The organism is Proteiniclasticum sp., assembly GCF_032054185.1.
Taxonomy (GTDB): domain Bacteria; phylum Bacillota; class Clostridia; order Clostridiales; family Clostridiaceae; genus Proteiniclasticum.
Genome location: NZ_DAMBTF010000023.1, coordinates 15,441 through 28,665 on the forward strand (window position 1 = coordinate 15,441; position 13,225 = coordinate 28,665).

The window sequence follows — 13,225 nt, forward strand, 5'->3', positions numbered from 1 at the left end:
CCGATTTGTCTGTGAACTGAATCCAGTGATAAAGATATTCAGATGCGGACCGTCTTTTACTCAAAACCTCAATTCAGATATTTTCATTGAGTGTCTTCATGGCTTTCTGCCATACCAGAATATGGTAGGCAAATACAATTTCTCCAACGGAAAAACCGCTCTCCAGATCAAGCCCCAGTTCTTTCATCTTCTCCATACGGTGCCTCATGGTGTTGTAATGGATATAGAGTTTTTCTGAAGCCTTCCTTGCATTGAAGTTTTCCTCGATGAGGACATTTAGGGTGTGGAGAAGGCCCACATCATTCTTCTCATCATATTCAAGAAGTGCACCAAGTTTTTTCTTCACGAAACCGTTCAGCAGTTCCTGGTCTCTGATTTCACGGATAAGGGAGAACATCTCATAGTCCTGATGGAAGGATACAAAGGAGGAGGCGTTCAGGATATATCCGATTTCCGTGACGATCTTCGCCTGTCTGTAGGCACCTGGAAGGTTCTCTATACTTAAAGCGGATTCTGAGATTCCGATGCCTACATCCATCTTCGAGGAAATCTTCCTGATGAGCTTCTCCCCTACTTTAAGGAGACTTCCGTCTCGTTTCTCCATGAAGATGGAGTTGATGAAGATGACCATGGAATCATCAAGATACACGATCTTGAACTTGCTGTGGGTAAGCTTAAGCTCCGATTCCAGAACATCATCGATGTATCTTGAATCGATGATTTCCTCATAGAGATCCTTCTTCTTCTTCTCGCTGTGATCGAAGAGCTTCAAAACGAGAATCACCTGAGGGAATTCCATGTTCCATCCGAAGTACTTTGCCTTGTTTACTGTCTCCATGGGCGATGTGATCTTCCCCTGAAGGATATCTCGGATAAAGGAATCCTGGAAGCTTCTCTCCTTCTCCATCACGGCATAGTTCTTGAAATAGACCGAGGCGATAAGAAGCGAAGCTTCTTCAGCCGCAACCAGAAGACTTTCGGCACCGCCTTCTCCCTTAAGAATGAGGATATGACCGAAAAGCCTTGAGCCCGCCTTTATGGGATGAAGGATGTAGTCATCCTTTCTGTAGCTTTTTCCCTGAACCTTTATCACAAGTGTTCCGCTTTCATGGCTGCCGGAAGTGACGATTTCTTCTTCTCTGATGTCTCTTGACTTCATCTGGATTTTCTTGGATCCGTCAAGAAGCACAGTTGGGCTCTCGCAGATCTCCGCCAGATTATCAAGAAGCTCCGGAATATCCTTGCCTTCCAGGAAAAGCTGCATGAACCGGTCATGGACATGATTCCTGAAATTGAGAAGATCGATATGTTTGTTCAGGGAGATCTCCAGAATCTCCATCACAAGGCTCGAAAGATTGGCATCAGTCGGAAGCTCTATGATGGGAAAATCAAGCTCATTCCCCTGTCTGATCATTTCAGGCAGGATATTCTTGATGTAACGGAAAGGCTTGATGCAGATTCCCGAGACTCCTTTGGCATGGAGCCTCGGAATCAGATTCAGAAGAGCTTCCTCATCCTCATAGATGGGAAAGAGCGTGGTGATCAGGAGATTGTTGGTATCCACATAGGGAAAGATATCCGGCACTTCCATCAGCATGGCATTATTCACCGTATTGCCAAGACCTTCTATTCCCGCTACGATTTTTGCATCCTTGAAACCTTCCAGCTCCATGATATTCTTGATTTTTACAAGCACGTTGCACCTCCTTGTTTTCCCACGTAACAATATCTTTCATATTTTTTCTCTTTGCTCATTAAGGGACTGGAATGAATACACCATTAACCGGAAACCGATTAAACCGGCATCTACTTTCTGATTTCTCTCAAAAGCCTGTCCATAATCCTGCTCATCAGAAGACTATCCTCGAGACTGTACATCGGTTTTCTCTTTTCCTGAATCGCTTCCGAGAAGTCATTGAACTCTAAAGTGTACCTGTGACACCATGGCACTGTGATTTCCTCCACACCATCCTTGGTATAGAGCTTCATCACACCGTCATTGTCTAGAAAAGTATCGGGAACCTCCAGTCTTCCATTTGTGCCTATGATCTCGCTGCAGTTCTTTCCGAAGGCATTGAACCCGGAATGAAGACTTGCAGTTCTTCCGTCCTCATACTGAAGCAGACCTGAAACCTGCACATCCACTCCGTTTTCAAACTTCGCAAAAGCGGATACTTTAATCGGTTCCTCCTTCATCACCATGGTGATGAAGTTCAGCGGATAGCATCCCACATCATAAAGGGCGCCCCCACCAAGTTCTGGTTTCATCTTGATGGTGTTTTCCCGATCAAGGAAGAATCTGAAAGTGGAGTCCACATGACGGATATCACCAAGTACACCGCTCCTAAGAATCTCATTGACTATGGCTATTCTGTGGGTATAGCGGTACATCACCGCTTCCATGAGAATCACCCCATATTTCTCTGAGGCTTCCAACATTTCTTTAACTTCTTCCTCATTCAAAGCCATCGGCTTCTCACAGAGCACATGCTTCCCTTTCTCCATGGCCTTTATTGCCCACTCCTTATGCATGGAATTGGGCAGCGGTATGTATACCGCATCGATATCCTCATCCTCGATGAGATCTTCATAGCTGGAATAAAGCATACAAGGGGTATAAAGTTTCCTTGCTTCTTCCAGTTTCTCCTCGCTTCTTGATGCCACCGCATAAAGCATGGATGACTCCGATTCTTCTATAGCCGGTATGGCCTCATTCTTGGCAATCCTTGCATAGCCTAGTATGCCCCATCTGATTTTATTCATATTCTGTTCCTCCTTAAAATCTGATTTTCATCTTACGTTGTTCGCGTGTTCTTTGCGCTCATATTTTAGGGACAGTATTTCTTAAGAGTGACTTATTCCTCTTATCTTACACTAATTCCATCCCCTCAATCAATTTCATTTCCTGCTGGTTTTATTGTGCAACCTCATAATTCGTATCGTATCTCTGTTTATATTTCCCGATTATAACTTTTGAGACAGATAGAGGCTTCTTACTTTGACATAAGAAGCCTCTAATCTATCCTATTTTTCACTTCATTTGAATGAAGTGAGTTGCATGAAGTTTATATTATTTTCCTGATCGTTTAGCAGCCTGCTCATAGACATAATCATTATCCCTTATTGATACGATGACTATATTCATAATCTCATCTTGTCGTTCGAGGTAATAATCAATTCTCAACCCTGATTGTCTAAATCTGATTTTAAAGAATCCAGTAAGATTTACTCCTGACTTGTTTCCTAATGGTTTTCCATAACCACCTTCAGTGTTCGAAAGGGGATTTTGAGAGACCTTTAATATTCCCTTCATGACTTCCTTCTTCTTGGAACCATCCAGGTTTTCTATATCCACTATTGCTTCTTCATAAAATTTGATTTGCCAGCTCATCAATACACCTCGTAGGATGAAATTCAATATTCTGTTAAATATCTATATCTACATCAGTATCATCCAGGTCCTCTTGTGTGATGCCGAATCTTTTCATGACATCACTCATTGGTACAGGTTTCTTATGGTTAGATTTCATGCGGTTCATAGCTAAAAGTACCAGTTTACAATCCTCTAAGAGTTCAGTCATCTCATCATATTTAGAAGGAGAAACAATCACACCGATCCTTTTATTGTTTTTTAGGACTACCTTTATTCCTTCAGTATTCACTTCTTCAAATATCTTATTCGCTTTACCCTGATTAAACGAAGAAATACTGACGGGTTCATTATACAAAGTCCTGCTTTCTGCTATTTTACTCATTTGATTCACCCCTCATGAATATTTTACATTAAACACAGTAATTCATCAATCAATTTATCGATAAATTCAACTATATATTTAATAATAAATATATCAATACATTCTGTTCTTAAAAAAGAACAGCAGCATCCTCTGAAGGAAGATGATCCTTCTTGGATGCTGCCGCCTGGCCTTATGATGACATTCCCATAACAAGTAAGGTCATGCTTCCGGATCTTGCGATCCTAGATCCTGTCTTTACAAAATCCGCACCGGATTTCATCACTGCAGATACGGGCATCGATACTCTTACCCATGCCATAGAGTCCCATGTTTCAAGGGATGCCAATGAATTTTCGGATTCCTATGCCCTGCAGGCAATCAATCTCATTTTTGAAAACCTCATCCCGTCCTTCAAGGACGGCAAAGATCTCCTAAGGCGGGAAAAGCTCCAGATTGCTTCGTGCATGGCGGGCATCGCCTTCAACAACTCCTCCCTTGGCATCAATCACAGCATCGCTCATGCCATCGGATCGAAGTTCCATCTTTCCCACGGAAAGTGCAACGGCATTCTTCTCCCCTACGTCATGGAATACAACATGAAAGATGAAGCCTCCATGAAACGCTATGCGGAGATCTCAAGACACATGGGTTTTGCCTTCGAAGATGATCATATTGCCGCGCATGCCCTCATTCAGAGTGTAATCCTTCTGAAGAAGGCGCTGAGCATTCCAAAAAATCTCATTACGGCAGGTATCGACCGGAACAAGGTCATAGAATATATGGATTATCTCACAGGCTCCGCCATGAAGGACATGTGCACAGCGGGAAACCCCGTGAAGCCGACTGAGCAGGACCTAAGAGGACTTATCCTCAGACTCATCTAAAACAGAAAATCTTAATCTGCCCCAAGCCAAACAAAAAATAGATATGCATGAAGCTTCTGCTTTCATGCAGGGAGAAAAAGCTGTGATTTTTAACCGTCACGGCTTTTTTCTTGTATTTCAAAAAAGCCGAGTTTAGTTTATCATAGTGACATGAAATGAATACATTTCCGGGAGGTTATGAGTGAATACGAAATTATTAGATATCCGACAGATCGACATGAGAAAAGTCGAAAAACTGTATAATGACGCTGGATGGTCTGCGTATACCGAAGACCTGGATGTACTGGAGTCTGCACTCACGCACTCACTGGATGTCATCACGGCATGGGAAGATGAAGAACTTATCGGCCTTATCCGCACCGTCGGTGATGGCCAAACGATCCTCTACATTCAGGATATACTGATCATGAAGTCCCATAGAGATAAAGGAATCGGAAGTATGCTCCTACAGGAAGTTCTTGAAAAGTACAAGCATGTCCGTCAGAAAGTGCTGCTCACTGAAGAAGCCAGGAATGTCAGGCATTTCTATGAGAAGAACGGCTTTGAATCCTGTGACAGAGGCACCCTTGTAGCCTTTGCCCGGTTCAAATAGTTTAAGGGATGCATTATGATCGACATGAATAGATCCTGTCTCAATAAGGATTCTGATTTCAGGAATCAGAATCCTTATTGGACTATGTCAGAAATAACTTATCGATTATTATTCGTAACAGAACCCATCAGAAACTGCTTGATTGCAACTCTCTGATGGGTTCTCCTCTTATCTGTTCTTTCATTTGCCTATCTATTCTTTTTCTTCTTCTTTGGGTGGAACCAGAATCTGGATATGGCTTTTCAGCGCTTCAACCGTAAACGGAAGCTTCGGTCCTTCTTCACCGTCCACGTCGCTGGTATAGTCTTCATCACCGAGCGATCTGATGGAGATCTTATCGGTAACGATGTAGGTCACATTCTCCGATTCAGTGACTTCTCCGCTGAACACCTTAGGCAGAAGCTTCATGCCTTCCACGAAATTCAGTTCATGGATCAGTACCACATGCAGCTTTCCGTCTTCAAGATCAGCTGTGGGAATGACATCCTGAATACCGATGATGGAACCTGTGAGCACAATGACAAGTGCCGCAAGCTCTATATCCATACTGTTATTTCCGTAGCTCAGATTAATCCGGATATTTTCGTGATCCATCAGTTTTTTTGCCCCAGCAACAAAGTAGGCAAGGGGGCCCATCTTTGATTTCTCTTCCGATGTCACCTGATAGATGCTTTCGGAGATATCCCCAAGGGACATAGCATTGTTGAAGTAGCGGTCTCCTACCTTTCCGATGTCTATTGCCTGAAGATTGTCTCCTTCAAACACTTTGACTGACTCTTCAGGGTTAAGAGAAATCCCGAGAACTCTAGCAAGATCATTCACTGTACCCATGGGCACAATACCGAAATTCGGTCTTTTAGCGTGAGGTGCCAGACCATTTACAGCTTCATTGACTGTACCGTCACCACCCATGGCAACGACAAGGTCATAGCCTTCTTCCGCAGCTTCGCTCGCAAACCTCTTTGCATCTCCTGCTCCTTCAGTTTTTCGGACAGTCACCTCATCATATTTCTTTTCCAGAATCTTGACCACATCTTCAGCGTATTGTTCTGCCTTCTCTCTTCCTGAAGACGGATTGACGATCACAAGGGCTTTCTTCTCCATATTCACTACCTCCACTTTCTGTTTCAGCTTATTTTCTGCTCTCTTTATAAACGGACCTTTGAGTCCATAACATATAACCTGTCTTAATTATACTGGTCGATTTTTAATCACCAATGAACAGACAGAAAATTTACTTCACGAAGGGTTGGCCGGTAATTCCCAGAATCATACCCATAGGTGCCATGATGGCTATAGGTAGAAGCAGGGATCGTCCGAATCTCTGAATCCCTTCACTAAAACGTTCTTTTCGTGTCATTGTTACACCTCTTTTTCGTTGTTTTATCTTTTTCATCATAAAACATCTCTGAGTGATTAAACAGGGTTTACCACGGTTTATGACTACGTTTTCAGTATTTGCGTTTGGTCAGACTCAGTGACCAGAAACAATGATCTACTCATATCAGTCCTTTTCCGATATTCCAGATAATTACAGTGATTTTATAAACAGGTTATGTTTTCCCCAGATAATTAAATGAGTCATGCTGTTCCATATTCATCAGCTTCACCAATTAATTCTCCGTTTATATCTGAAAAAAATTGTAAATTTCTTAGTTTTACGGTTATGCCTTAATAATTATTCTAATTATGCTTTTTTACGGTTATACTTTAAAAAAGAGGTGTTATCATGAAAAGTAGAAATCTATATCTTAATCAGCTCATTCAGTATAAAGATAAACCATTAATTAAAGTTATTACAGGATTGAGACTTTGTGGAAAATCCACACTACTTTCTTTATTCGAAAATCACCTGCTGGATAACGGAGTAGATAAGACTCAGATTATCCGAATAAACTTTGAATCATTTAAGTTCGATGAATTAAAAAGCTATAAAAAACTCTACGAATACATTGATGCACGAATGGATTCAAAAGAGAACAAGTACTATATTCTTCTTGATGAAGTGCAGCAGGTATCATCTTGGGAAAAAGCAGTCAATTCTTTCCTTGTAGATGCAGATGTTGACATGTACATTACAGGTTCTAATGCTTATCTTCTTTCTTCTGAGCTGTCGACATTTCTCTCTGGAAGATATGTTGAAATTAAAATGCACCCACTCAGCTTTAAAGAGTACCTGGATTTTATAGAAACCGATCAGATCTTGACTCTTCAGGACTCTTTTTCCAAGTATCTTCAATATGGAGGACTTCCCACTGTTGTCGAACTAATGGAATATCCAGATACCATAGGGCTATTTCTTGAAGGAATCTATAATACGATACTCATGAAAGACGTAATAGAAAGAAATCATGTCAGAGATGCAGCATTACTTGAGAATATATTGAAATTCATTGTAGCAAATATTGGCAGCGTTGTCTCCACCAAGAAAATCAGTGATTATCTCACCAGCAGTGGCAGAAAGACCACCAGCGAAACTGTTGATAATTATCTTAGAATGCTTGAGAATGCATTTATCATTTATAAAGCCAACCGCTATGATCTCAAAGGTAAAATGTTTCTTAAAACCTTAGAGAAGTATTATATCGTCGATATAGGCATACGGAATAGACTGATTGGACAGCGAAATCGCGATTACGGCCCTGTACTTGAAAATGTTGTATTTCTGGAACTTCTTCGACGCGGTTATGAAGTGACAATCGGAAAGCTAGGAGAACTTGAAGTTGATTTTGTGGCATTTAAGCCAAATGAAACAATTTATTTCCAGGTCTCAGCTTCAATTTTAGACGAAAAAACAAGAGAACGTGAAATTCGACCACTCGAAGCAATATCAGACAACTATCCAAAATACATTTTAACCATGGATCAGACAGTATTCAATGACATTGAAGGAATCAGAGTTAAAAACATACTAGACTATCTTCTAGAGTGATAAAAACGCGAATTATTCTATCATTACGTATCAATATAAAAGAAATCTCCCCAGAGATCAGCAGTGCATCACTGCCCTTGATCCGGGGAGATTTCTGTTTTCAGATACTATTTATTTCATGACACCTATCTCTTCAGCTTGGATCCACCTTATTGATCTTATCTCCAAGAACCACCATCATGATGTTCTTTCCTCTTGTGGCACGGTTCTGAAGCTTGATGTCCTTGATCTTTATTGTTTCATCCTCATTGGCCTTGGAACCGATCACAATCTCTTTCTCATCTGTGATGACCTGAGCAAAGAATATACGATCCTCATCCTTCAGGTTCATTCCAAGAACACCCGAGGCGTTTCTTGAAAGAAGTGATATGCTGCTGGTCTCAAACCTTATGGCCATACCCTTTTCGGAGATGAGGAGAATGTCCTCATCCATTTCGCCAGGGAAAGCTTCCGCGTAGATCAGTCTATCCGTAGGCTGCTTGAACTTCATGACATGGGATGTGGTCACATCGCCTCTGAAATCACTCGCAGGGGTTCTCTTCACCATGCCTTCTTCTGTAACGAAATAGACTTCATGGCTGTCAGACGCATCCTCTTCAAGAGTGAAAATGCCCACAACTCTTTCGTTCTTGTCCACTCCATCATAAAGATCGGACAGAAGTACAGAGCCTTCCAGATTTTCAAACATATACATGGGCAGCTTGTAGTAGGTGCCTACACTTGTCACGATGATGAGACTGAGGTAGGATTCTCCGCTTACCTTAAAGAGGTTCTTCGATCTTGACGCCCTCTGGGTGACTTTTATCTCACCGCGGTCGGAAACCGTAAGGTTAAAGGCTTTAGCCTCGTAGTCTGTCTCATAGTGAACCTTGTAGACTTCATCCTTGTCCGGAAGACTGATGAAGGCGTCAGGCGTCGTCATTCTGTCTTTGACCATGACATCCGCCTCTGGAACCGTAAAGTCCAGACCGTTCTTTGTAAGGATTCTCACAAAGTAAGGCACTGCAGGCAGATCCATAAAGTGCAGCTGATCCCTGTTCTCATAGATATAGTCCTTGTAGACCTTAGGAAGAAGCTCACCTAAAGTGTTTTCATAAAGCACTCTGTTGCGCTCAAGAATCACAGCCACAAGCTTCTCTTCTTTTCTGAGCTTTAATGCGATGATCTTGGTGTAGTTGGTCTTGAACTGCTCAAGGGCAGTTTTCTTCATGTATCCCCTAGAAGTGATGAACTTAAGGGTACCCTCATCCGCACTGCTTTCCACCGAGAAAGCGGCGATGATGGTTTCTTCGTTGAAGTCGATGCCCTTGATGTAGTTGTCCAGGCGTACGCCCTTATCCTTCCACTTATGCTCAGGAACATCCATGGTCTTCAGCTGATAGAGCACACCGCCACTGGAGAAGATGTAGAGGGTATCCTTTGTATTGCTTTCCAGGATGACACTGATTTCATCTCCTTCTCTGTATTCGATGGCGCTCACATCAGAGGTCACCCTCTGATAGTTCTTCAGCGGCATACGCTTGATGAAACCTTCCTTTGAGATGGTGACCACGACGTCTTCCTGAACGATGATGTCCATGGCGTCGATGACCGCTTCCTCTTCGTCCTTGATGATCTTTGTACGTCTGTCGTCGCCGTAGTTCTTCCCAACTTCCAGGAGTTCCTTCTTGACCAGTTTGTCCAGCTCTTTACGGCTGTTTATGATCTTTTCAAGACTCTTTATCAGCTTTGTGAGCTCATTGTGCTCCTTGACATAAGCATTCAGTTCAAGGCCCGTCAGTCTGTAGAGCATCAGTTCTAAGATCGCTGTCGCCTGTTCTTCGCTGAATGAGAATTCCTTGACCAGATTTTCACGTGCATTGGTTTTGGAACTTGACTCTCTGATGGTTTTTATGACCTGATCCATAATGTCGATGGCTTTCATGAAGCCTTCCACGATATGGAATCTCTTCTGTGCGATATCGAGCTCTTTCAGTGTTCTTCTTGTGACAACCTCTCTCTGGTGCTCGACATAGTACCTGATGATGTCCTTAAGACCCATGGTTTCAGGTTTTCCCTTGTAAAGTGCGACCATGTTGAAGTTGATGTTGATCTGAAGATCACATCTCTTGTAGAGATAGAGAAGAATTTTCTCTGCAGTTTCGAGTTCGATCTGCTTTTTGAATTCAATGACGGAGCGGATACCCTCACGGTCCGATTCGTCTCTGATGTCCATGATTCCGTCCAGGGCTTTCTGATGCTTCTTGTCCGCAGTCATGTTGGAGATCTGCTGAAGAAGCTTCGCCTTGTTCTTTCTGTAAGGGAATTCAGTGATGACTATGGCATATCTTCCTGTAGTCAGTTTCTCAACCTTGGCATCAGCTCTTAATATGACCTTTCCTTCACCCTTCTCATAGGCTTCAAGAAGAGAGTCTCCTCCGATGAGGACACCTCCTGTGGGAAGATCCGGTCCTTTGACATGTTCCATGAGTCCTGAAACGGAAATCTCAGGGTCGTCGATGTAGGCACATACCGCATCGATGCTTTCTCGCATGTTGTGCGGCGGGATGTTGGTCGCAAGACCGACCGCGATACCGAAGGCGCCATTCACAAGAAGGTTCGGATACCTTGCAGGAAGAACCTTCGGTTCAAGCTCCGTATCGGAATAGTTGTAGGTGAAATCCACCGTATCCTTGTCGATGTCACGAAGCATCTCCTCAGCTCCTCTTGAGAGCCTGGCTTCTGTATATCTCATGGCCGCCGCATTGTCTCCGTCTATGGAGCCCCAGTTACCGTGACCGTCTATGAGTGGAAGTCTTGTGGAGAAGTCCTGTGCCAGAATGACCATGGCATCATAGACAGAGGCATCACCATGAGGATGATACTTACCAAGGATGTCTCCGACGATTCTTGCGGACTTGAAATAGGGCTTATCATGGAAAGCTTTCAGCTGATAAGCTCCATAGAGGATTCTTCTGTGCACGGGCTTCAGTCCGTCACGTACATCAGGAAGCGCTCTGTCCTTTGCCACTTCGACGGCATAGGGGAGGAAATTGTCCGGCATTACCTCTTCAAGAGGGGCGTTTATGATATTGTTGTCTACTGGTATCTGATTTTTACTGGCCAAAAACTTTCCCTCCTAAAACTCTGCATGCTTGTAGATATAATTTTTTCTAGGCTCCACGACATCACCCATGAGAAGCGAGACCATTCTCTCCGCTCGTGCCGCATCATCGATGGTCACGCGAAGAAGTGTTCTTGTTTCAGGGTTAAGCGTCGTTTCCCATAGCTGGTCCGGGTTCATTTCGCCCAGCCCTTTGAATCTCTGAATATTGTAGCCTGTACCGAATTCTTTCTTCGTTGCCTCAAGCTCGTCATCGGAGTAGGCGTATTTATGAACCTGTCCTTTTTTCGTGTTCTTGTACAGCTTATAGAGCGGTGGCTGTGCAAGGTAGAGCATTCCGTTCGAGATCAGCGGTTTCATGTAGCGGTAGATATAGGTGAGCCACAGGGTACGGATATGGTATCCGTCGACGTCGGCATCACTCATGATGATGATCTTTCCGTAGCGGACATCCTCCATTTTGAAACTATTCAAGGTACCAGTTCCGATAGCGGTGTTGAAGAGCCTCAGCTCTTCGGAGCCTAAGACATTCTCAAGCTTCTGCTTCTCGGTGTTCATGATCTTTCCCTTGGACGGCATGATGGCCTGGAACCTTCTGTCTCTCGCCTGCTTTGCAGAGCCTCCGGCGGAGTCTCCCTCAACCACGATGAATTCGAGGACATCCTTGTCCCTTGAAGTCGCTACAGCGATCTTCCCGGCAAGAGGCGCAGTACCCTTACCGACCTTCTTTCTTTCGGCGTCACTGATCTTTTTGATCTTCTCTCTTCTCTTTGCCGCTTCCACAGCATTGTTGATGAGATTCGCCGCAATTTCCTTATGATCTTCGATCCATTCATAGAACTTGGAGTAGCTTAAGTCGTTCATCAGGGTATAGGCTTCGGAGTTTCCGAGCTTGTTCTTTGTCTGTCCTTCGAACATGGGGTTTGTGAGCCTTGTCTTTACGATGGCCGTCATTCCCTCTCTCAGATCGTCTCCTTCGAAGTTCTTGTCCTTGGTCAGGCCAAGCTTCTTTCCCCACTCCTTGAACGCACGGGTCATTCCCGTCTTGAAGCCCGTCTCATGGGTGCCCGCTTCACTTGTGGGAATGTTGTTGACATAGCTTGCGATATTTTCAAGACTGGAGTCTGTGAACTGGACAACCACTTCACCCTGGAGGGTGACATTTCCGATGGAACGCTCCCCTTCGAAATGAATGGGTTCCTGATGGATGACTGTCTTGGATTCATTGAGGTACTCGATGAAATCTAGAAGTCCTCTTTCGCTGTGGTAGATCTTCTCCACTTCCTCATCGCCTCTTCTGTCTCGAAGAATAAGGGTGATGCCCTTGTTCTGGAAAGAAAGCTCCATCATACGGATATCGATGATCTCGAAACGGAAATCGATGCTGGTAAAGACCTCAGGGTCCAGCATGAAGGTGATCTTCGTCCCCTGCTTGTTGGTCTTGCCCACAACATCAAGCTTTGTCACAGCGGTTCCCGGCATCATTCTCTTGTATTTTTCATCATAGGTATGTTCAAATCTCTGCCTGTAGATCTTTCCTTCTTTATGTACTTCCACTTCCAGCCATTTGCTGAGCGCATTGACGACAGAAGCACCTACCCCATGGAGTCCTCCGGAGGTCTTGTAGTTGTCGTTATTGAATTTTCCGCCTGTATGAAGCTCCGTATAGACCATTTCCACACCGGAGATTTTCTTTGTCGGATGGATCCCGACCGGGATACCTCGACCATTGTCGATGACCGTAACACTCTTGTCCTTGTTCAGGATCACATAAGCGGTATCGCCATAGCCGTTGGTGATTTCATCTATCGCATTGTCAAGAATCTCCCAGACACAGTGATGCACACCCTTCTGTCCTGTACTCCCGATATACATACCAGGTCTTACTCTTACAGGTTCCAGTTTTTCAAGGGACGTAAGATCCGTGACACTGTAACTTCCTTTCTTATCTTCCATACTCATCCTCCAAGCTTTAAT

11 protein-coding genes are annotated in these 13,225 nt (G+C 43.7%); 3 read left to right on the forward strand and 8 right to left on the reverse strand.

Annotated features, from left to right (window positions below; genetic code table 11):
• Positions 1–73: 73 nt before the first annotated feature.
• From RTX25_RS11660 to RTX25_RS11675, 4 genes are all read right to left on the reverse strand, one after another.
• Positions 74–1,696, reverse strand: a complete 1,623-nt coding sequence (locus tag RTX25_RS11660) for a PucR family transcriptional regulator ligand-binding domain-containing protein (RefSeq protein WP_312653871.1) — start codon at positions 1,694–1,696, stop codon at positions 74–76.
• 110 nt (positions 1,697–1,806) lie between these two features.
• The gene (locus RTX25_RS11665; protein ID WP_312653873.1) at positions 1,807–2,763 is read right to left on the reverse strand and encodes a Gfo/Idh/MocA family oxidoreductase; all 957 of its coding nucleotides are present in this window, start codon (positions 2,761–2,763) and stop codon (positions 1,807–1,809) included.
• A gap of 307 nt (positions 2,764–3,070) precedes the next feature.
• Positions 3,071–3,391, reverse strand: a complete 321-nt coding sequence (locus tag RTX25_RS11670; RefSeq protein ID WP_312653875.1) for a type II toxin-antitoxin system RelE/ParE family toxin — start codon at positions 3,389–3,391, stop codon at positions 3,071–3,073.
• Between the two features lie 34 nt (positions 3,392–3,425).
• Positions 3,426–3,755, reverse strand: coding sequence for a type II toxin-antitoxin system Phd/YefM family antitoxin (locus RTX25_RS11675; RefSeq protein WP_312653877.1), 330 nt, complete (start codon positions 3,753–3,755; stop codon positions 3,426–3,428).
• A gap of 152 nt (positions 3,756–3,907) precedes the next feature.
• On the opposite strand from RTX25_RS11675, the gene RTX25_RS11680 reads away from it, so the two are divergent.
• Both RTX25_RS11680 and RTX25_RS11685 read left to right on the forward strand, forming a co-directional pair.
• Positions 3,908–4,621, forward strand: a complete 714-nt coding sequence (locus RTX25_RS11680) for an iron-containing alcohol dehydrogenase (RefSeq protein ID WP_312653879.1) — start codon at positions 3,908–3,910, stop codon at positions 4,619–4,621.
• Between the two features lie 181 nt (positions 4,622–4,802).
• Positions 4,803–5,213 (forward strand): GNAT family N-acetyltransferase, encoded by a 411-nt coding sequence (locus tag RTX25_RS11685; protein WP_312653881.1) that lies wholly within the window; start codon positions 4,803–4,805, stop codon positions 5,211–5,213.
• 192 nt (positions 5,214–5,405) lie between these two features.
• Here RTX25_RS11685 and RTX25_RS11690 read toward each other — a convergent pair whose 3' ends face one another.
• Positions 5,406–6,317: a diacylglycerol kinase family lipid kinase gene (locus RTX25_RS11690; protein ID WP_312653883.1), complete on the reverse strand. Its 912-nt coding sequence runs from the start codon at positions 6,315–6,317 to the stop codon at positions 5,406–5,408.
• Positions 6,318–6,447: 130 nt separating this feature from the next.
• Positions 6,448–6,573 carry a hypothetical protein gene (locus RTX25_RS11695; protein ID WP_312653885.1) on the reverse strand — a complete coding sequence of 42 codons (126 nt, stop codon included), beginning with the start codon at positions 6,571–6,573 and terminating at the stop codon, positions 6,448–6,450.
• A gap of 369 nt (positions 6,574–6,942) precedes the next feature.
• Between RTX25_RS11695 and RTX25_RS11700 the strand changes: the two genes are divergently transcribed.
• Complete coding sequence (locus tag RTX25_RS11700; RefSeq protein WP_312653887.1) at positions 6,943–8,145, forward strand: ATP-binding protein; 1,203 nt, start codon at positions 6,943–6,945, stop codon at positions 8,143–8,145.
• A 133-nt stretch (positions 8,146–8,278) separates the two neighbouring features.
• Here RTX25_RS11700 and RTX25_RS11705 read toward each other — a convergent pair whose 3' ends face one another.
• Together RTX25_RS11705 and RTX25_RS11710 are read right to left on the reverse strand one after the other, a co-directional pair.
• Positions 8,279–11,251 (reverse strand): DNA topoisomerase (ATP-hydrolyzing), encoded by a 2,973-nt coding sequence (locus RTX25_RS11705; RefSeq protein WP_312653889.1) that lies wholly within the window; start codon positions 11,249–11,251, stop codon positions 8,279–8,281.
• A gap of 12 nt (positions 11,252–11,263) precedes the next feature.
• Complete coding sequence (locus RTX25_RS11710; protein WP_312653891.1) at positions 11,264–13,204, reverse strand: DNA topoisomerase IV subunit B; 1,941 nt, start codon at positions 13,202–13,204, stop codon at positions 11,264–11,266.
• Positions 13,205–13,225: the final 21 nt, after the last annotated feature.

Bases quoted from the DNA above. Each gene is read 5' to 3' on its own strand.
- RTX25_RS11665 (WP_312653873.1), bottom strand. From the start codon at position 2,763: ATGAATAAAATCAGATGGGGCATACTAGGCTATGCAAGGATTGCCAAG.
- RTX25_RS11670 (WP_312653875.1), bottom strand. From the start codon at position 3,391: ATGAGCTGGCAAATCAAATTTTATGAAGAAGCAATAGTGGATATAGAA.
- RTX25_RS11675 (WP_312653877.1), bottom strand. From the start codon at position 3,755: ATGAGTAAAATAGCAGAAAGCAGGACTTTGTATAATGAACCCGTCAGT.
- RTX25_RS11690 (WP_312653883.1), bottom strand. From the start codon at position 6,317: ATGGAGAAGAAAGCCCTTGTGATCGTCAATCCGTCTTCAGGAAGAGAG.
- RTX25_RS11695 (WP_312653885.1), bottom strand. From the start codon at position 6,573: ATGACACGAAAAGAACGTTTTAGTGAAGGGATTCAGAGATTCGGACGA.
- RTX25_RS11700 (WP_312653887.1), top strand. From the start codon at position 6,943: ATGAAAAGTAGAAATCTATATCTTAATCAGCTCATTCAGTATAAAGAT.
- RTX25_RS11710 (WP_312653891.1), bottom strand. From the start codon at position 13,204: ATGGAAGATAAGAAAGGAAGTTACAGTGTCACGGATCTTACGTCCCTT.